At 45.7% G+C, this 20,881-nt stretch carries 14 protein-coding genes; 11 read left to right on the forward strand and 3 right to left on the reverse strand.

Features of this window, described 5'->3' with window-relative positions; all coding sequences use genetic code 11:
- Window positions 1-602: IS110 family transposase (locus tag DFP97_RS15045; protein ID WP_147275060.1), on the reverse strand; the 602-nt coding region annotated here is incomplete at its 3' end.
- A 451-nt stretch (window positions 603-1,053) separates the two neighbouring features.
- Here DFP97_RS15045 and DFP97_RS15050 point away from each other — a divergent pair.
- From DFP97_RS15050 to DFP97_RS15065, 4 genes are all read left to right on the forward strand, one after another.
- Entirely contained in the window at window positions 1,054-1,590 is a 537-nt protein-coding gene (locus DFP97_RS15050; RefSeq protein ID WP_114381025.1) for a nucleoside/nucleotide kinase family protein, read from the forward strand.
- 294 nt (window positions 1,591-1,884) lie between these two features.
- Window positions 1,885-2,646 carry a metallophosphoesterase family protein gene (locus DFP97_RS15055; RefSeq protein ID WP_114381026.1) on the forward strand — a complete coding sequence of 254 codons (762 nt, stop codon included), beginning with the start codon at window positions 1,885-1,887 and terminating at the stop codon, window positions 2,644-2,646.
- A 246-nt stretch (window positions 2,647-2,892) separates the two neighbouring features.
- Window positions 2,893-3,402, forward strand: coding sequence for an SMI1/KNR4 family protein (locus tag DFP97_RS15060; RefSeq protein WP_114381027.1), 510 nt, complete (start codon window positions 2,893-2,895; stop codon window positions 3,400-3,402).
- A gap of 299 nt (window positions 3,403-3,701) precedes the next feature.
- Window positions 3,702-4,010 (forward strand): VOC family protein, encoded by a 309-nt coding sequence (locus DFP97_RS15065; RefSeq protein WP_147275061.1) that lies wholly within the window; start codon window positions 3,702-3,704, stop codon window positions 4,008-4,010.
- A gap of 323 nt (window positions 4,011-4,333) precedes the next feature.
- Here the strand turns inward: DFP97_RS15065 and DFP97_RS15070 are convergent, their stop codons facing one another.
- Window positions 4,334-4,705 carry an IS110 family transposase gene (locus tag DFP97_RS15070; RefSeq protein WP_245976271.1) on the reverse strand — a complete coding sequence of 124 codons (372 nt, stop codon included), beginning with the start codon at window positions 4,703-4,705 and terminating at the stop codon, window positions 4,334-4,336.
- Window positions 4,706-4,772: 67 nt separating this feature from the next.
- On the opposite strand from DFP97_RS15070, the gene DFP97_RS15075 reads away from it, so the two are divergent.
- Entirely contained in the window at window positions 4,773-5,852 is a 1,080-nt protein-coding gene (locus tag DFP97_RS15075) for a VOC family protein (protein WP_114381029.1), read from the forward strand.
- Window positions 5,853-6,223: 371 nt separating this feature from the next.
- Entirely contained in the window at window positions 6,224-7,474 is a 1,251-nt protein-coding gene (locus tag DFP97_RS15080; RefSeq protein ID WP_114381030.1) for an ATP-binding protein, read from the forward strand.
- A gap of 391 nt (window positions 7,475-7,865) precedes the next feature.
- Here DFP97_RS15080 and DFP97_RS15085 read toward each other — a convergent pair whose 3' ends face one another.
- Complete coding sequence (locus DFP97_RS15085; protein ID WP_181873535.1) at window positions 7,866-8,660, reverse strand: AraC family transcriptional regulator; 795 nt, start codon at window positions 8,658-8,660, stop codon at window positions 7,866-7,868.
- A 222-nt stretch (window positions 8,661-8,882) separates the two neighbouring features.
- On the opposite strand from DFP97_RS15085, the gene DFP97_RS15090 reads away from it, so the two are divergent.
- The 5 genes from DFP97_RS15090 (at window position 8,883) to pelA (ending at window position 20,790) form a co-directional block, all read left to right on the forward strand.
- Window positions 8,883-11,402 (forward strand): hypothetical protein, encoded by a 2,520-nt coding sequence (locus tag DFP97_RS15090; RefSeq protein ID WP_147275062.1) that lies wholly within the window; start codon window positions 8,883-8,885, stop codon window positions 11,400-11,402.
- 672 nt (window positions 11,403-12,074) lie between these two features.
- Window positions 12,075-13,646 (forward strand): extracellular solute-binding protein, encoded by a 1,572-nt coding sequence (locus DFP97_RS15095; RefSeq protein ID WP_114381033.1) that lies wholly within the window; start codon window positions 12,075-12,077, stop codon window positions 13,644-13,646.
- An 89-nt stretch (window positions 13,647-13,735) separates the two neighbouring features.
- Complete coding sequence (locus tag DFP97_RS30760) at window positions 13,736-13,894, forward strand: hypothetical protein (protein ID WP_181873536.1); 159 nt, start codon at window positions 13,736-13,738, stop codon at window positions 13,892-13,894.
- Window positions 13,895-13,986: 92 nt separating this feature from the next.
- A complete protein-coding gene (locus tag DFP97_RS15100; protein ID WP_245976273.1) occupies window positions 13,987-16,953 on the forward strand; it encodes a glycoside hydrolase family 78 protein in 2,967 nt (988 codons plus the stop codon).
- A gap of 102 nt (window positions 16,954-17,055) precedes the next feature.
- Window positions 17,056-20,790, forward strand: coding sequence for a pectate lyase (gene pelA / locus DFP97_RS15105; protein ID WP_114381034.1), 3,735 nt, complete (start codon window positions 17,056-17,058; stop codon window positions 20,788-20,790).
- Window positions 20,791-20,881: the final 91 nt, after the last annotated feature.

Genomic DNA, 20,881 nt, shown 5'->3' on the forward strand with positions numbered 1-20,881 from the left:
GTAGCTAATGAACGAGGGCTAAAAATCTCATCGAACGCTTGTCTGTATTCTGGAAAACGGATATCCAGCCAGCGGTGGATTCTGTTCTTAATCCGCCCTGATTTAACAACCCAGTGCTCTCTGTTTGTAACAATAACCCGGATGCGGCGGAATGTTTCTTCCTTTGGAGAGAAGGGCGTGTAGAACCCGCGGCTCACTGCATCGGCAATGACCAAAGCGTCCTTTGGGTCATTCTTTGAGGGGGAATTGTCTCTGTTCTCCTTATTGCGTTTGGTCGTCATTGGGTTGACAAGAACAACTGAAACCCCTTGTTTCATTAACCAATTGGCGATATTGAACCAGTAGTGAACGGTACTTTCCATTCCCACAACGACGTCATTCAAGTTGTGCATTTTCTGTAATTTACGAATGCTGCTTATTAAATGCTCAAAGCCCGCATGGTCGTTCGAAAACATAATTGGGCGCTTGGTGAGGACAATACCTCGGAAGTTAATAGCTTGAGCAGCATGTTTCTCCTTGGCAATGTCGATGCCTATGACAAGGGTGAAAGTAGAAATACGTTCTACACGTTGATTTTGAGCTTTAATTAGTCTAGACTTCATGTTAACGCCTCCTAAGGTGAGTTCTGAGGGCTACAACCCAGTACATACTCATCCTAGCGGGGCGTTCGTTTTTCTGCAAATCGAATCTACTAACACCTACAGGAATGTTAACGGGTACGATAGCACCATGACGAGCAGGCTGTCGGAATCATCGGCAGCCTGCTCAACTATCGGGCAGTGTAGAATTTTAATGGGCAATGGAAACTAGCATTAGAAAACTTTCTGGAGCACTTATAGTCTCAATGGGTTGTTCCGCTAACGGTTTACGATAGCACCATGACGAGCAGGCTGTCGGAATCATCGGCAGCCTGCTCAACTATCGGGCAGCAGGATAGTTTAATTCACTTCGCCAATACTTTAAATATAGAAAGTTCACGAAGTTCGTAAATAAGACGTTAGACGAAACTCTTAAAATAAAAATAAAGCAGTATGCCCCGGGGTTTGAAGAACAATGGAAAATATAAAACCTAAAATAATTGCAATTGCAGCAGTATCAGGTGGAGGTAAAACCACTATTACATCCCGTTTGAGTCAAGTGCTAAATAACTCAAAGACTTTATTTTTCGATGAATATGACTTAACAGGACCCGACGATATAATAAACTGGGTTACGCGGGGTGCTGACTGTAATGAGTGGGACTTAGAGCCATTAATTTCTGATTTGAGGAATCTTATTTCTTCAGAAGATATTGAGTTCATAATATTAGATTATCCATTTGCAAGACTACACGATAAATTGAAAAACATTGATCTGACTATTTTCATAGATACACCTCTTGACATAGCAATGGCAAGGAGAATATTAAGAGATTTTAGAAACATGAATGCAGATGCTATTTTAGGTGATTTAAGTAATTATTTATCTCGCGGGAGAAGCGGATATGAAAGTATGTTGAAGACTACAAAACCGAGTTCGGATCTGATTATTGACGGCTCACTACCTGTTGAGGAAATAGTTAACATAATATGCAGTGAGATAAATAGCTGATGTCAAGCATATTCGAGGATGCCAAGAGCTTCGTCTAACACCGCATTCACGTTTTGGGCTGACGCCCTTGGTCTGCCAGAGGGATTTTCGAGGGAGCGGAAACAGGCAGACAACCCTGCACTGGCTAAGTCTGATGACCCGGCAAGACCGATCGCTTCGCTAGATCGGACGGCAGCTTAAGCCGTTCGTGAATGCAAGAACGTTACACGCAAGCGGCCCAAAACCAGAAAATCAAAACCTTAATATCGCGCGCAAAAACCACACCTCGTCATCACACAGATTAGGAGGCTTGAAATGAATCATTCCTCGTCATATACAGTTGTAGTAATCGCAGATATTCACGGCAACGTGGCTGCACTCAACGCTGTTCTTGAGAATCTTCAAAACCGACCATATGACAGTCTGGTGGTCGCTGGCGACTTAGTGCTGAACGGACCACGCCCCGCCGAAAGTCTTGACATGATAAGGAATCTGGGCGTTCCCACGATTTACGGGAACACAGACCTGTTGGTCTTTGATAAACAGTACTCCGAGGAAAGACTGGACTGGGTGAGAGAGAAGTTAGGAACAGATGGCTTGAGCTATCTGAAGAGTCTGCCCTTTGAGTACAGAATAACTCCACCAGGAGGGCAGTCTCCGGAAGATGATCTTCTCATTGTGCACGCAACACCTACTGATGTGACCGGTATATTGGTTCTTCAACCTGTTCCGTTCAGTCTTCGGACGATGACTCCAGAAGAGGAGGCCAAGACACTTCTGGGGGATGCGAAGGCCAATCTGATTGTCGCAGGACACCTTCACTACGCAGCCTATGGCGTTCCGTGCGGTCAGCGATATAGCATCATTGATTCAGTTGGATTTCCATTTGATGGAGATCATCGAGCCGGATATGCAAGTGTGACATGGAATGGACAAAAATGGAATGTAGAGAATCACAGGTTGAGCTATGATTACCACAGAGTTGTAGAGGATGTCCGGCAATGTGGTGCGCCTTTTGGTGAGTCGTCAGCTCAAAGGATTCTTCAAGCCCGATTCAGACCGATCTTAGAGAATTAAAGACGGTAATGGTGCGCGCTTGCGGTAATTGGACTGGGATTTAGAGAAACACAAAGAAATTATGGAGAAGCTAAAGAATAAATTAATAGAACTGATGGATAAATACTATTTGTAAGCAAGCAAGAAGGCAAGTCCTTCATATAACACCGCCGCGGCGGGCTATTATCGACGACCTATAAAAACTTGCCTTCTTTGTCGCTCAACTAACGGATACGATAGTGTAAACCTGGAGAGGAATGAAATCGCCTGAAGAACATAGAGGAATTATTACGACAAATAGCTAGCTTACCAAACTGCAGAGTCAGTCCGCCAACTGGTTTGCCGCGAACAGATGAAGGATATAACCTTCCTCCAGATCTTAAACGTTTTTATGAGCTTTGTGGAGGCGTGATGCTTTTTGAAAACAAAGATTATAACTGCCAAATCGTTCCGCCTAACGAGTTCACCTTATCCAATCCAGTCATCGTAGGAGAACATGTTGAGGGGGACATATCTTCCCATTGGTTTATAGTTGTCCATGACGGAAATGGTGACTACATTTCTATTGATTTACATCAGAAGCGACTAGGGAAGTGTTACGATAGTTTTTGGGATAGACACGGAGTTGTGGGAGAATGTCCCGTAATAGCTAGATCGTTTACTGAATTACTGAATCAATTGGTTCAAAATAACGGTGAACGATGGTACTGGCTGAAAGAGGATTTTGAATCACTTGGAGATGCTTATGATGATATTGATGATGGATCGTTGCGCTAACGGGGAACGATAGTGGAATGAAGCAGATTGCAGCGGCAGTCTGCTTTTTTTCATTAAAGTAACTGGCAGTTATGTTCAATAACTCATAAATTCCATCTTCCTATATATTCCATCAATTGTTATAGTATTTGTATTAAACTGCGTGATAGCTTAATAGCTCTATTCGATCTAAAGTAGAAAGAGGAATGTAATGATGAGTATTCAGACAAATGGACCCGTTCTAAAGGGATTAGCATGTATCTACATCCCAGTATCAAATCCGTATGAATCTGCTCTATGGTACATAAAAAAACTTTAACATGGAAGTAGCTGGATACTCTCAGCCACTTATTCCAGGAAAGGATATGGTTTCGTTAAGAACAGGTTCAGGATATAATTTTTTCTTAATTAAAAGTAATGATAAGAGACCATTAAGTTTTCACAATAAAGAGGGGTATCATCAGCCTGCATTTTGCATACTTGTTGAGGATAGACAGGCTGTTTTTAAGAGTTTGAAAGCCATTAATGTAGAATTTGGAGATATCGTTTTAAGGGATAGAGATAGCTGCGGAACAGACTTAGAAATTTTGGACCCTGATGGTAACAAGTTTCAACTTTGCCAGCAATAATTATAAAAAAAGACAATTTTTTTATTGAACTACCATGAAAATTCATATCGCAGTGACTAGTAAAAAAGGCAAAACTAAAGAGAGACGCAGTTCGTTAATTTTTTAAAAAGTACAGCGCCTGAATGAAATCAATATTACTTTAGGTGAATTAAGGGTTAGGAAACCTCTGAAATGGTAACGGCAAACCCTAAGCTTTCTAGTCTTCGAACCGAATTGCATACAACAGCTGCTTGCTTTTTCTTATCAAAATAGTCTTCGCCTAAGTCCACATACATTTCTTTCTCGTCAGAAGGTAATACGCAATCGTAATATGGCTTGCACAACTACAATAGCTGCTCGTTTCCTTCCTTTTTTAGCAAGTGCTCGCCGATACATCGCACCAAGGTAGTTTTTAGATGCCCTACTGAATGCGCTGCTTCTGTTAATGCAGATCTTAAATACTTGTTTCCCTTTTTGCCTTTGGAAGACTTTCGTTTGCCTGCGCTCTCATTATGCCCAGAGACTAAAGCTGCCCAAAAACATAAGTGAGCGGCGCTTGGAAACTGTTTCTCAATGTTTGTTCCGAGTTTAGCTAGGATCTGTTCAGCCATCCGAGGAGCAATTCCTGGTATGGAGTCCAGGCGTTCAACGTCTTCCTGATATGAACTAACTCTCTTGGCAACCTCTTGATCTAACATTTCAATTTGTTCAGTCACCAGTTATGATTCCAAAAACGGTAAATTGATAAATCAAGAAAAAATATTCGAAAGGAATGATCGCGAAATGATAAATGCAGATTTGTCGTTGAATACGAAAATCGTATTTAATAGTGTAGGGTGTCTTTATTTACCTGTTGATGACAGCGAAACCATATCTAACTGGTATGAGAATCTATTCAACTCAGCGGGAACACGAACATGCGGCGTCATTTGGGAGACTACGAAAGAAAAAGGGTTGACCTGCAATTTCATGACGGATGAATGGGTTCCAGGAGAGCCTTATGAAATGTTTGCCGTACGTTTTGAAACTGATGCGATTGAAGAATTATACGCACGTCTGACCGAGGCTCAGGTCGAATTGGAGCCGATGCAACGAGACGAGAGCGGAGCCTCTTTCATTTATCGAGATCCTCAAAGAAACAAGTTTCAGGTATGGCAGCGTGCTGGCGCGGAAACACAACCATTAAGGGATGGTGTGCCGGCGTTTATAGGAGTTGCTATATTATTTTTCCCGGTTACTGATCCTGAAGTTACTCGCAAATGGTACGTCAACCTGGGTGTAAATATAAACGACTCGGGGCAACCCGTAACCGGACGCGGGGAAGAATTTCATTTTCTGAGATCGATGGAACCGGGGAAAACGCTGAATTTCTATACTGGCGCGGGGGAAATCCAGCATATGGCGATTGCCATGATCGAGATCAATGAGCTGGAAATGACGCATGGCCAACTCAAAGCGCAAGGCCATAAAGTCCAGGAACACATTCTGGACCGGGAAGGCTGCGGTTATCAATTCCAGCTTTATGATCCGGATGGGAACAAGCTGGATATGTGGGATTTGCAAACAATGGTTAGAAGAAATTTACAAAACCTGAACAGTCCAAATTGGAAGGACCGTTATATATTTGAAAACTGTTGTTTTTGGGTCGGTATCGACGATTTTTTCGCAATGACGCTCGAGCACGCGCCGGGGACTAGACACAAACGGATCACGGTTGTAAATCATGCCGTTATACATGAGACGGATCCTGACGGATTATTGGAGCTAGTGAAAGCGGTGGAAGCGTTTGGAGCACAATATGCGGAATGGGCGTTTGAAATCGTATATAAGGAAGGCGCAGGCGAATATGCTCATTTGGCATAAACTCTGCTAGGTTGAGGCAGCCGACCACAATGAGACGGCCACTGAAAAAGTAGGACGCCATATAAAAGTTGATGCAAATAGATCGTTTTTTGCCTGTGAAATGGCTTTAAACGGTCTTTTGTATGTTTTCTTTTTTCTTCAGAGTAAAAAATCAGCGGTGCTCAAAAAAATCTAGGACTTTTTTAGTGGCCTGCTTCAAAAGCGGCCTTTTTGTTTTGAGTAGAGAGGAAAAGGCAACAGGGCAGACTACAACCGTCCTTTTCTACATTCCACGACTATCAGTAACATTTTTCCAAAAAACTGTTCGACAAAAACTTCCACAATTCTGTTATAATTCGGTAAGCTGATCAATTTCCCGAGGAGCAACGTTGATGATAAAAGAACTGATTGTGAACGTTGGTATAGTGCTATTGCCGATTTTGGCTTATCAATTGGTTTTTATGGAAATTCGCCCCTTGAAAAAAAGGAGCCATCAACAAATTGTGATCGGCTTTTTTGCGGGAATTACGGGCATTTTGTGCATGAACTTTCCTTTGCATCTTAGTGAAAGTCTTATTCTGGTGGATATGCGGTGGATTCCTTTCACTATCGGTTTTTTGTACGGAGGCATTTTGGGGGGCGGGATTTCAGCGTCATTGATTTCGATTTATCGGCTCTCCCTGTTGGCGGGATTTTATCCAAGTCTAGGATTTTTGATAGCCTCGTTGCTCATCGCGGCGCCTTGTATTTTTTTGGAAAATAAATACACGCAATCTGGACGTTTTCAAAAAATTGAAATCGGTGTTGGACTGATTTCTTACGCTTACTTTTTAAGTCTCTCCCTATGGTATTTTTTCTCAGAAAGAACCTTTTTCGGTTGGGGATTTTATGCGGTGTTATTTTTATTTGCCTGGTTGTCGATTGTGCTCACTATTAACGTCATTGAAATTATTAGAGAGAATTTTTCTTTGAAAATGCAAATGCATCGATCCGAAAGGTTTGCCCTCATAAGCGAGATGGCGGCTTCCATCGCGCATGAGGTTAGAAATCCGTTGACGGTCGTCCGAGGTTTTCTTCAGCTTGGAAAGAGTTCAGCTGACGAAAAGCTTCGCAGGTACATGGAAATAGCCATTGCGGAATTGGATCGGGCCGCATCCGTGCTGAGCGATTACTTGGACTTTGCGAAACCGCAGTTAAATAATGTCGGTAAAATTAGCGTTTCAGAAAAAATGACCAGCGTTTTGAAAATCGTTTCGTCGTACGCATCTATGAACCGGGTGGAGATAACCAGCGGGATTGGCGAAAACCTGTACGTAAGCGGCGACAAAAGCAAGCTCAAGCAAGCGCTGATCAACATTTTAAAAAACGCTATCGAAGCCATGCCTGACGGAGGGACGCTTCATGTGGAGACATGTTCGTCGGGCGGAAAAGTGAGTGTGTTTGTTTCCGATTCAGGGGAAGGAATGACTTCAGAGCAACTCCAAAAACTCGGAAGCCCATTCTATACGACGAAGGCACAAGGAACCGGTTTAGGGCTGATGGTGACATTTCGCTTGCTGGAGGCGATGAACGCCACGCTGAAGTACGAGAGTGAGCCCGGAAAAGGAACTAAAGTGTGTATCGTCTTTCCGGAAGCTGAATGAACTGAAGAGGAGACAGCCCGCATTCGCGGGCTTTTTTCATTGCCAAAAAAAGAAGCGGATCGGATCCGCATTTCTCAAGGTTTCTTTGCGAGCACCATAGACCATGCGGTTTTTTATCATTTTTGTGAATGTTGAACAATGAAAACGGTATGAATGATCAGCCCATTGTTGCGCTAACGGTAGTTTAACGCAACCCAATCGTAAATAGATACGTCTAATTATGGTGAAGGAAGTATGGTAGAGATGGAGTAACACCGATTGCAAGTCAAAAGAAAAACTGTCGAGGTGGCTGGTCTTGCAAATTTAGCAGGACCAGCCTTTGTTTTGTAATTATAATTGAGCCAAACTTTTGCAATTCCTTTTCCCTCTCCTCTTTGATTGAAGGGGGAACTTATATCACCTCCTGGGCGTTCCTGCGGTATTCATTGGGTGTGATCCCATACTCCTTATTAAAGGCACGATAAAACGTACGCAAACTGTTAAATCCTGAGTCGAACGCTATCTCAGTGACCGGGTTCGTGGTAGATAGCAGCAGCATCTGGGCAAGGGCTACCCGCCTGCCATTCACATAATCACGAAATGATGTATGGAGTTGGTCAGAGAAGATTCGTGAGATAAGAAATTTGCTGATTCCCAATTCTCTTGAAACCATATCCAGGGTTACAGGCTCCAAGAAGTGAAGGTCCACATAGGCAAGAATTCTTTGAATACTATCCAGATATAGGGTGTATTCTATTTTTTTCAGGGATAATAACGGCAGAACATGTCCTAATATGACAGAGGTGTAAGCCTTGAGTAAACGGTTATCACAATTTTCCGTATAACGTTCGTATAATGCTTTCAGCATGTTCGAGACGTTATAAACCAAGTCCTCCTTGGGAACCATCGGGTTATTTGGAATAAGCTTCGTTAAATCTCCCGTAAAATCCCCCGGGAATGCAGCATCGAAAAAAACCAGCAGGATCCGACTGCTCTCAGTTGTTTTGTAGCTGTGGGGTTGATTGGGGAAAATAACCACTATGTCTCCTTCAGAAAGAAGATATTCCTTCTGATTGATGGTTATATAAATCTTGCCAGATAGGACTATTGTGATTTCAACATGTTTATGCAGATGAAGGGGATAGGTATTATCGGAGGATATAAATGTGTGAAACGATTGATGGCGATGCTGGTATTGGATTTTCACTTCTAAACCCCCATAAAGGTAATCGGATTTCCCTATACGCAGTGAAGTGTTTCTCATCTCTTTTCATAAAACCTTAATTCTATACTACAGCACAATGGACCAAGTACAAGAATTGGCGCAAAAAAATTTTTTTTTGGCAGGTGCGAAATACCTGAAAGGTATAAAATGATTGAAAGTAGCAGCGTGAAGCTTACTACATTATTGAAGGGAGCAGAAAACCAGATGAAAAGTAAGATTAAGGGATTCAGAAGAGCCTTGGCCGTCATCATAAGTATTGCGATTGCATTTTCAATGGGCTCGGTACGACCTGGCAGTTTGATTTCAGCACTGTCTAATGAAAGCGATTTCTCGGGGGCTTCCATCGTCGCTTTTCCCGGTGCAGAAGGTGGTGGCGCCTATACCAGTGGTGGTCGTGGCGGAGACGTATATATCGTAACCAACCTTGAGGATTATAACAAAAATGATGAACCTATCGAAGGATCCCTTCGTCATGGGATTGTAACTACCCCAGAAGAGGGCCGAACGATTGTTTTTAACGTATCAGGAACAATTGAACTGAAGGATGCCTTAAGATTTGCTAACATCAAAAACCTGACCATTGCCGGACAAACAGCACCAGGTAATGGCATTACCGTCGCAGGATGGGAAACCAATATCAGTAATTCAGAGAACATCATAATCCGGTATTTGTCTTTCCGTCCGGGTGCATCGAATGTATATAGCGGCAGTGATTCCATGGATGCTCTTTGGGGAAGAGACAACAACTACTTCATCCTTGATCATTGTTCCTTTAGTTGGAACACGGATGAGACCCTTTCCACATACAGGGGCGAGAACGGTACAATTCAGTGGTCTATTATTTCAGAAAGCTTGACGCTCTCGGGACATTCGAAAGGTAGACATGGCTACGGTGGTATTGCAGGCGGAGATAAAACCACCTTCCATCACAATCTTTATTTGAACCATACCTCACGTAATCCAAGACTCGGCGGCGGATATGGCGGTGCTGCAGATGCAAACCATGTAGCCGTGCTTCAATTCTCCAACAACGTGATCTATAACTGGGGCTTTAATGGGGTTTATGGCGGAGGCTATAATTTTACTAATTTTATGAACAATATTGAGATTGCGGGACCGGGTACAAGAGACAGTGTTGTCAATCAGGTTATTGATGCAGGCGAATCTAAGAAACTTGGCGGTTTCTACATCTCTGGGAATATGATTAACGGTGAGAAGACAGGCTTGTTGGGTGGAACGTCAGAGTACGTCAAGAATTCCGGCGACACCAGCGGTGACAGTATAACAACCTTTGCAACAAAACCGTATCTTTCCGCGGACAGCACAGGAGTCAATAACGGGATTACCAATCCAGCGTTTGACGATTATGTTCTAAACGGTGTTCAGGATGCTAGTGACCAATTGCTGAACACCATTTTACAGCAGGCAGGTGCAACCTATCCACGTCGTGATGCCATTGATGCAAGAATTGTTGCAGAAGTGGAAAAGGGACTCGGAAGATATATCAATACCGAGCATGAGGTTGGCGGATACATCTCGGACTTTGGTGTCATTGAAGAACAGCATGCCTCAGATTTTGATATGAATCAAAACGGTATTGACGACAAATGGGAAAAGGAAAAAGGGATCTGGGACACCGAGAATGCATATAAAATTATCACAGACAGCGGCTATACCTGGCTTGAGCTTTATCTGAGCGATCTTGTAGATATGGGTCACGCAGCTGAAAACCCTGATGCAACAATGACGAAACCGGCGAACAATGCGCAGTTCCGATTAAGCAAATCGATACCTGTGGAAATTAAAGCATCTTCCAAATTCGGACATCGTATTGATAAGGTAGCGGTATACAATGGCTCTGATTACCTGGGTGACGCTGTGTTAGATGGTAACAAGTATGTATATACCATCGAGGGACTTCAGGATGCTTCTTACTACATTTCTGCTAGAATTACGGACTCAGAAGGAAATGCGACTCAAACCACCGCAGCCAACATTCATATCAACACAGATGAGAGTACATTAGCTGATGGAGATTGGTCATCAGCCGACATCGGTACTCCAGACATCCCAGGTTCTGCAAGCATGACAAACAAAGTGATCACCGTAAAAGGGAACGGAAAACTTGGCTTGAGCGAGGGCAGCACGGAACAATCTGAAGAATCGGATGCTTCCAAAGATGACTTCCATTTTGTCTATAAGAAAGTGACTGGAGATATGGAGATCACTGCTAAGCTAGAGGAAATTGGATCCGTTGACAACCATGCGTTCAACGGCCTAATGTTTCGCGATGGCTTGCAAGATGACAGCGCAACCGCAGCCCTGGGACTTTCCTGGGTGAAGATCTCCAAAGCTTACTGCTGGTCAGTCTATTTGGCAGGAAGGGAAAAAAAAGGTGGAAACTTTAACGAATTAACCGAAACACTGGACAGCGCTTCTAAAGCCGAGAAGGCAGGCATTCAGCTTGTACCGGACATTCCATTCAAGCTCAGCGGTGTCGAACAGGGTTACTGGCTCAAGCTTGGCCGCAAGGGAGATACCTTCTCTGCTTATGGCTCAATAGACGGTAAAGAATGGACACTAATCGGTGAGAAAACCGTAGCGATGAAGGATTCGGTGTATGTTGGTTTTGCCGTAGACAGCAATGATATTGCAAATGATATTGAGCAGTTGAATTATGCGAAGTTCTCAAATGTTAGCTTTAAGGATAGCTTAAACCCATAAGCAATGAGGTTGAAATGGGATCACTTTAGCAGCCTCGACTACTCATTCAATCCTACGGCGTTTTGGATTCCTAACAACAAAAAGGTCAACCGGACCATTTCTCCGGTTGACCTTTTTGCTTGAACGCGTTCACCCGCTAATTGTCGCCAATGTCGAACATGAACATAAATCGTATTCGTAATAATCCATCAACATTTATTCCAAATTAATTATATTTCCTTAAATTGACTTTTTCCTAATATGCGAAAACTTAATTACTTTCTCAACTGATTTGAATGCATATTTTTGTTTCTAAAGATTTTAACACGGCGTCCTTTATCTTTATTACCTGAATTGCTGATGAAATATCGAGAAACTCACTTTTTTTGTTATTTTCCAAACAATCCTTAATATGATGAATAACTTGCTCAAAATCATCATTTATTATGGAAAATTTGTATACCTTTCAACAACTGCGAATTTATCTTCATAATTTAACGTTGTGATTACAACACCCCTTCAGGAAAAAACTGATATAACCGGCATAATCATTTCATCATTTTTGTCTGGAAACCCCGCAATGGATACAGGAATGCAAATCTGCGGATTATAGGCGTTTTCTCTTTTCTTGCGTACGATAGGGTGGTAAGTCAAGCATCCTATTGTCCATTGAAAAGAGGGGGTCACTAACGAATGACGAAAACAAGTAACGACCGTAAAAGAAGCTGGCAGTGGGTCGCGCTCGTAGGTTCTCTTGTATTGCTGGTTATAAGTGCGGCTTGTTCGGGCGGCGCCAAACCGGCGGACCCAGGCGGGAACGCAGATTCGAAGGCGGAGAGCGGACAATCTACACCCGATAAGCCTTTCGAACTGAGTATCATGACCGTGCTTCACACGCCGGAGCTTCCGGAGGATAAAGTTCTACGGTTGATTGAGCAAAAAACGAATACAAAGTTGAAAATTAACTGGGTGCCGAATGCCGCATATGAAGAAAAGGTGCTTTCGTCGATGGCTACCAATACTATGCCTCAAGCCATTTATGTAGGGAACGTGGCGATATACAACAATTTCAAAAAGCCGCTGCGCGAAGGACAATTTTGGGAAATCGGTCCTTACCTGGAGGAATACCCCTATTTACGCAATCTGGATCCGGCCGTATTGAAGAACAGTTCTGTAGACGGTAAGATTTACGGAATTTATCAGGCCACGCCTTTATCCAGGCAGGGGGTTATTTACCGGAAGGATTGGGCGGACAAATTGGGTCTGAAAAGGCCGGAATCAATCGATGATCTTTACAATATGATGAAAGCGTTCACAGAGCAAGATCCCGACGGCGACAAGCAGAAGGACACTATTGGTTTGGCGGACAGAAGCGACCTCGTGTACGGCGCATTTAAAACCGTCAGTTCGTACTTCGGTACACCGAATAACTGGGGGGAGCAAAATGGGGAGCTTCGACCGGAATTTATGTTTCCGGCTTACATGGAAACGATGAAATTTTTCAGAAAGCTGCAATCCGAAGGCTTAATTAATCACGATTTCCCGGTTACGAGCAAGCCGGATCACGAGGCTTTGTTCAAGTCCGGGAAAGCCGGCATGTTCATCGGCTGCATCTGCGCCGCCCCGGGGTATCAGCGGGACATGACCGCGTCGATGCCGGAAACCGTCTTGGATGTTGTAAACAGGATCAAAGGTCCGGGAGGAGAAGTTGGCGTATGGTCCGTTCCGGGGTATGGGAACATGGTCTTATTCCCGAAATCGACAGTGAAGAGCGAAGAGGAGCTGAAGAAAGTATTGGCTTTCTTCGATCAACTGATGAAACCGGAAATTTATAATTTACTGAATTACGGGATAGAGGGAGAGCATTATGAGATCGTAGACGGACAAGCGAAGGTGTTTAAAGACCCGGAGAAAGCGGCGATCAACGATCGGGAGGTTCGCCCGCTGCTAAGCTTGAGAATCGGCGGTCCGGATACAGTCGACGGGTTGGTCGGTTACGCGGATACGGAGTTGGCTCAATTGACTAACAATTCGATGGCCGACAATAACAACATTCTGATTAACGACCCTGCGGTGGCTTTCGACTCCCCGACGAGAGATCAGTCGGGTGTTCAACTCCAGCAGATTATAACGGATGCTACTTACAGATTTATGATGGGCAACCTGGACGAAGCGGGCTTTCAGGCTGCGATTGATAAATGGTTGAAAGACGGCGGCGGCAAAGTAATTGAAGAGATCAATGAGCAATATCGGACAACAAAATAGGTGGTAAGAGAAACGCGGAAGAGAGACTCTCTTCTTTCAGCTGCGTCATATCCAAAGGGGAGCCCGCCTATCTCGCAGGCACACCATACGTGGCGGAGGAGGATCCGGGGAACGGCGGGGGCGGGGGCGAACAGCCGCCGGAACCGCCGGTAGACGTTATTTACGAAGCGGAGGATGCGACGTTATCCGCCGCGATCATTGATAACAAGCATCCGGGGTACACCGTCCACAGGCTTCATCGACTATAATCCGAACGCGTCGGGCGGATGGATCGAATGAACAGCGAACCAGCTGACAGCCGGCTGTTTAAATGATTCGATCAAGAAAGGAAGTGTAGTTGTTGAAAAAGTTCTGGCATATCGCTCTGTCATCTCTTCTTTTAGCCGCAGTCCTGATACCGTGCTTTAGTACAGAGACAGCAGCATCCATCACTGGAAATGCAGAGGGAAACACTCTTACATCATTGGACAGGTCCTACAAATTCAACTTCACAAACCAAGAAAAACCCGGGTATCAGTCTGTCACCTATGATGTGTTAAAAGGTGGGGCCCCGCTGTATGACTCATCTGTCGGATATGGTTTTGTTAATGAGACCAGCGCTATGCCGCCCAGGGAAGTTCATATCGCTACCATTACTTCGGATGGAACGGGTTTTTACATTACGGAGCCTGTTTTTTTTGCAGAACCGAGTCAAGAGAAAGCTAATTATAATAACTACGGCATGGCTTTCCGTATTCAAGCCCCTCCCGGCGCATATAGCGTGTATGTGAAAACGACATCCGACGCTGCGGACACAACGGTAGCGGTGTCGGGAATGCAGACTAGCCGTCTGCTGGGCGGTGGCTCATGGGATTCAGCCAAGCTGGTGCCCAGAAAGTATATTGTTGAAGCACGCGGCAAGGAGTGGAAGTATACGTATGTAAATGGTCGGGACTACCTGGATATTGAGATTGAGCCTAACAAAACGATGATCCCCGTTGGCATTGAAGAAATTGTTCTGCAGCCGATCCTGCCAGTGCAGCGAGAGGACGGAACTCTTCCGACGATATTCACACTCGGAGATTCAACCGTCAAATCCTACATTTTCAACGAAACGCCAATGAGCGGCTGGGGCCAAGTCATCGACCCCATGTTTAACCTGCGTAAAGTGAATGTGATTAACTACTCCATGGGCGGGCGTTCGTTCAAGAGTGCTTACACTGAGGGCCGGCTGAATGATATATTAATGAGCGGCAAAATCGGGGATTACCTGTTCATTCAGTTCGGTCATAATGATGAGAGTACAGATGAGCTCAGACGTTTTGGCAGAGGGGCGACAGAAGCGATGTATGAAACGTATATTAAAGAAATATACCTTCCTGCCATCCGCGCCAGGGGCATGATCCCGGTTCTGGTAACACCGATGTCCAGAGTCAGAGGTGATGCGGCCCCGGGATATGTCTACACGAACTCATTTATGAATCGAAAGTTCCCCGATATAATGAAAAGATCTGCGCAAGAATCGGGAGTCACGCTTATCGATCTTAATTCGGAGAGTATAAAGTATTATAATGAGATCGGTGTGGAGGCGACGACCGCCATCGTCATGTCGATTGAAGCGGGAGAAACTCCCGGCATGACGAGCGGCGGAAGTTACGCCAACGGTCATCCATCAAATAAGGTTGACGGGACTCACTTTAAAGAAGCGCTGGCGAAACAATTTGCCCGGATCATTGTTACCGAACTCGTGAAAATGGGACAAGCCGGCGATACCACGTCAGCTGCACTTGCTTCTTATCTTAAAGAGGAAGTTGCATCAGCGGCATTAACAGGGGGCTGGTCGGAGGTTTTCACCGAAATGGCTGGCGATACAACGACCGGTGAAGATGCTTATTACCGCAATCAGATTGAGAAGCTGATTCAGCTGAAGGTGATGAGCAAGGACGCTCAAGGAAACTTTTATCCGGATATGGCGATGACCGTTAGCGAGTTCGTTGTATCGATCTCCAAGCTGATGAACGTGGAAGAATCGACATTCGCCGGTTACCCAAATGGGGAACTTTCCAGGGAAGTAATGGGAGCTATTTTGGATGACGCCTATCATGCGAAGTTCACCAGTAAGCCGAAGTACATGACCGATTATAATGGAGCGTCCGAGGCGCCAGGCGACCCGTGCTATGATCCGTATCTGGATCCGGCGAGCAACTGCGTGATGTACTATCCTCTAGTTTCCTGGGAGCAGATCACGGATACCGCGCAAATTGCCCCTCACTTGGTTTCAAAAGTGAAGGATGCATATGAACTCGGCCTCATCCGCTCCGAGAAAGGAATTTCCAGGGGGAAAATGGTTAACGGAACAGAGCTTGAACCGCAATTGACGGTACCCCGGGAGAAAGCAGCTAAAACCCTGTACTTCATGTGGGTTCTCCTACAAGCTATAGATGTTGAAAACGATGTCTTACCGAATACGCCGCCGGTTACGACACAGTCATCTTATATAGACGGCCAATATTTAAATGTTAATACTCCGACATTCACGTGGAGTTTCAGTGATGCGGATGCCGGCGATGCACAGCGTGCTTATCAGGTGCAAGGATCGACGGACAATTGGCAGACGACCGCTTTTGATACCGGGGAAGTGATCGAGACCAGAACGTCCTATGAAGCTTCAGCCATGCAGGATAATGATAATTGGAGCATCCGAATTCGGACGATGGATACCCGGGGGGCTTGGTCGGAATGGGCTTATCGCAGATTAGCCATAGATACCACAGCACCGACAGCCAAGGTGGTATACAGCACAGTGGCGATGACAAACCACGATGTTATAGCCACGATCGAGCCCAATGAGCAAGTGACGATAACCAATAACAACGGGGCTTCCAGCTATACGTTCAGTCAGAATGGCAGCTTTACGTTTGAATTCATGGATAGGGCGGGCAATACAGGAACGGTAGTAGCATCAGTAAACAACATTGACAAGACGGCGCCGACGCTTCGTATCGTGCTTGACAAGACAAAGCTCTTGCCGGTGAACCATCAGTTGGAAACCGTAAATGCCAGCATCTATGCGGACGATGGCATGTCGGGGATCGATTCGGTCGTGCTGGCCTCCATAACGAGCAACGAACCGGACGACGGCTTGGGTGGGGGAGATAAGCCAAATGATATACAAGGAGCAGAGTACGGTACTCTTGATACTTCATTTATGCTGCGCGCAGAACGTGCGGCTAACGGTTCCGGTCGCGTTTACACGATTACATACACCGCAACCGATAAAGCCGGGAATGAGACGACGGTTTCGGTAACTGTAACCGTACCCCGCTAACAGTCAAACGAGAAACCGCTATTGAAGTTTGTTTCTAAAAAGTAGGTCGCGAATTGCGTGTTTTCGACATGATGTTGACTATTCATTACGAGGAGGAAGTTTATGAGAAACAAGCTGTCGGCTATTGTATGCATGCTAGTATTGTTTTCATGTATTCAAATGGGAAGCCCCGTGGCTTCGACTGTAGCGTCCGCGGAATCGGAGATCACGATTTTGTCCGGCGTGCCGACCAATCTTACGGCCAAGCCCAGAAATAGTCAGGCGGATCTAACCTGGAATCCACCGGTTGAAGAGTATCCGGTTATCACATACAAGCTTTACCGGAGCACCAATCCTGCTGGTCCCTACACGGCAGTTGCCGATGTAACGGATACCGGGTACCGTGATTTCGGACTGGACAACGGTATAACCTACTACTATAAGGTCACTTCTGTCGGTCTAAGCGGGGAAAGCGCTCCTTCTGCGGCTGCTGCTGTTGTGCCGATGGCGCCGTTAAACGCACCAACAGGTCTGACGGCTATAAGCGGCGACGGTCAGGCGACAATCCGTTGGAGCCCGGTTGAAGGAGCAGAAGCCTATGATGTGAAGCGCAGTACAGAGAATGGCAAAAACTATGAGAGGGTTGTCAGCGGTGTAACGGGAACGGAATATACAGATTCAACGGTTAGCAACGGCACAAGGTATTACTATGTCGTGTCGGCCTCTAGTCCGTCGACTGCAAGCGCCAATTCCGCATCCGTTCAGGTAGTCCCTGCACCGGGCAACGGAGCGCCTGCGATTCCCCAAGGTGTAGAAGCGATTGCCGGAGACGCCCAAGTGGGCTTGACTTGGCAAGAAGCGAATGGAGCAGAATATTATACCATCAAACGCGGAGCCTTCAACAGCGGTCAGTATGAGACCATCGCTTCCCGTATCATTGGCACACACTACCAGGATGTGGGTTTGGGCAATGGCACGACGTATGATTATGTGATTACGGCGATGAACGCTCAGGGAGAAAGCTATTCCTCCGAACCGATCGCGGTAACACCGGCGGATGTTGTGGTTGTCGCGAAAGACGGAACGGGTGACTTCACAACGGTGCAGGCGGCAGTGGATGCAGCTCCGAACTACAGTGCGAAACGCCATGTTATTTATATCAAAAACGGCGTATACCGCGAGAAGCTGAATGTTCCGAGCAGCAAGACGAATCTGAGCTTTGTAGGCGAGAGCCAGGAAGACACGGTACTTGTCTATAACGACAACGCCAACACACTCGGCCCTGACGGAGCTCCGCTGGGTACGTCCAAAAGCTCGAGTCTCTTTATTTATCCTACCGATTTTATTGCGAAAAATGTAACGATCCAGAATGATTCCGGCCAGGGTACAGGTCAGGCCGTTGCCGCTTATGTCAGAGGCGATCGAGCTTACTTCGACCATGTCCGTTTCCTCGGATACCAGGATACTTTGTTCACCAATAATGGAAGACATTATTATAATAACTGCTTCATTGAAGGGGATGTTGATTTTATATTCGGTCAATCTACAGCAGTGTTCGACCAATGCCAAATCCACAGCAAACGCAACGGAGGAATGTTGACGGCCGCAAGTACGCCGGAGGATATACCGTACGGGTACGTGTTCCTAAATTCGGAGATTACCTCTGATGAAGGGATCCAGAACGTTTATTTTGGAAGGCCTTGGCGTCCGTATGCCGCGGTCGCATTCATCGATACGAAGATCGACTCGTCAATTGCACCGTACGGCTGGAACAATTGGAGTAACCAAGAAAACGAGAAGACCGCCAGGTACTCCGAGTATAACAGCCGGGGTCCGGGAGCGAATCCGAAAGCGCGGGCGGGCTGGTCGAAGCAGCTTACGTCGGAGGAAGCAAGTCAGTACACGGTACAAAATGTATTAAAGGGCAATGACAACTGGAATCCGCTTCGGATCGGCATTATTCCGTTAAGCGATGTATCTGCCCCTGTTGTAACACTCGATCCGTTGAATACTATCGTGAACAGTTCCACATTCACCTTATCGGGACGAGTGGACAAGCAAGCAGCCGTGACGGTGAACGGTCAGCCTATCGAGATGGCTTCCGATCTGACTTTCCGAACAACGGTGATACTGGAGCTTGGAGAGAACATTTTTGCCATTCAAGCGACAGATCCCGCAAGCAACATGACGGGTGCCGTTTCATTACGGGTCGTTTATGATAATACAGCTCCTGTCATCATGTTGAATAACCCGGAAGGAGAGAAAGTCGACAATAGCTATAATACGACTTCCAATCCTTATATGGTTTCAGGCCGATTAAGTGAAACGGGAACGGTGTGGGTTAATGGCAAGGAAACCAAAGTGTCCGGGGATTTGACTTTCGCAACGAAAGTCAGTTTGCAGCAAGGGAAAAATACAATTACAGTATCCGCTAAGGATATGGCGGGCAATGCCGCCGCACCGCTTACGATATATGTCGTTCTCAAAGGGAACAGCACACCGAATGGACCTGTGCAAATGACGAGAGCGATAGCAACGGACGCCCATACGATTGAAGTCACCTTTAATAGCAAACTTAATTACTTTGACGCAACCGATTTTCAATTATTGGCAGCGATGGGAAGCTGGGAGTCTCTCAATTCCGATCTTACGCCAAATTTGACTGTCAACGAGGTCAGCACTCGGGTGAACAAAGACGGACAGACGGTTGCCGTCGTCCGTATACAAGAAGCATTAAACCCGGATGCCACATTCCAGCGGGAGATCGTAGAGAATCCGTATCGTGTTCCATATCAGACAGAACCTTACTATTCTAGCGACCCGGTAAAAAACATTAAGCAAGCCGATTATCTTCTGAGCTGGCAGATGGAGAACGGCGCCTGGTTCAAAAATATGCGGGAAAAGTATAGCCGGGCCTGGGACGGCCAGGAAGCAAAGTCCGACTGGTATTCGAGTCAGCATGGCTATATCGGCACCATTGACAATAACGCTACAACCAATGAAATACTTTTCCTGACCGTAATGTACAAAGAGACAGGGGACGAACGGTACAAGGATTCCGTACTCAGGGGATTTGAATATTTGCTGGAAGCGCAGTATCCGAGCGGAGGGTGGCCGCAAGCCTATCCAGCCAGAGGTAACTATTCCGATTATGTTACTTTTAACGATAACGCCATGATTCGGGTTATGAATGTGCTAACCATGGTATCCAAGAAGCAATATCCGTATAATTCCGATGTGGCGTCTGACGAGCTTATTGTGCGGATTAATGAAGCTTTGGGCGCAGGTTTGAATTATATTTTGAAATCCCAGATCAAGGTTGAGGGCAATCTGACCGCCTGGTGCGCGCAGCATGATCCGGTCACTTATACACCCATGGGAGCCCGTTCTTACGAACATCCGTCGATTTCGGGCTCCGAGTCTGTAGGAGTCGTGAAATATTTGATATCTTTGCCGAACCCGTCTCCGGAGGTGAAAGAGGCTATTGGCGGCGCCTTGCATTGGCTTGATCAGGTCAAGCTGGAAGGCGTAAAATATGTATCCGGCGATCCGCAAGGACAATACTTCTATGAAGATCCTTCAAGCACGACATGGTACCGGTTCTATCAAATCGGCACCAATCTTCCAATATTCTCGGGACGCGATGGTGTGATTAAACATAACATTCTGGAAATTGAGCAAGAAAGAAGAGACGGTTACCGCTGGGCGGGCGAATGGCCGAAAAAACTGCTGGAGGTAGCTCATACCACCGGTTACTATGAAAATCGCGTGTACATTAAAGTAGTTGGCAACAAGTCGAGCAACTCAGCCGGTGAAACATTGGTCATCGGCCAATTGACCAGGGTCGAAGCACAATAGAAGCGAGATGGAAGCGCTATCAATTGGTGTTGCTATATCGAAGGTGATGTGAATTTCCTCTTCGGGGGCTCCCGCGTCGTATTCGAGGAAA

This window comes from Paenibacillus prosopidis (assembly GCF_003337375.1).
Taxonomy (GTDB): Bacteria; Bacillota; Bacilli; order Paenibacillales; family Paenibacillaceae; genus Pristimantibacillus; species Pristimantibacillus prosopidis.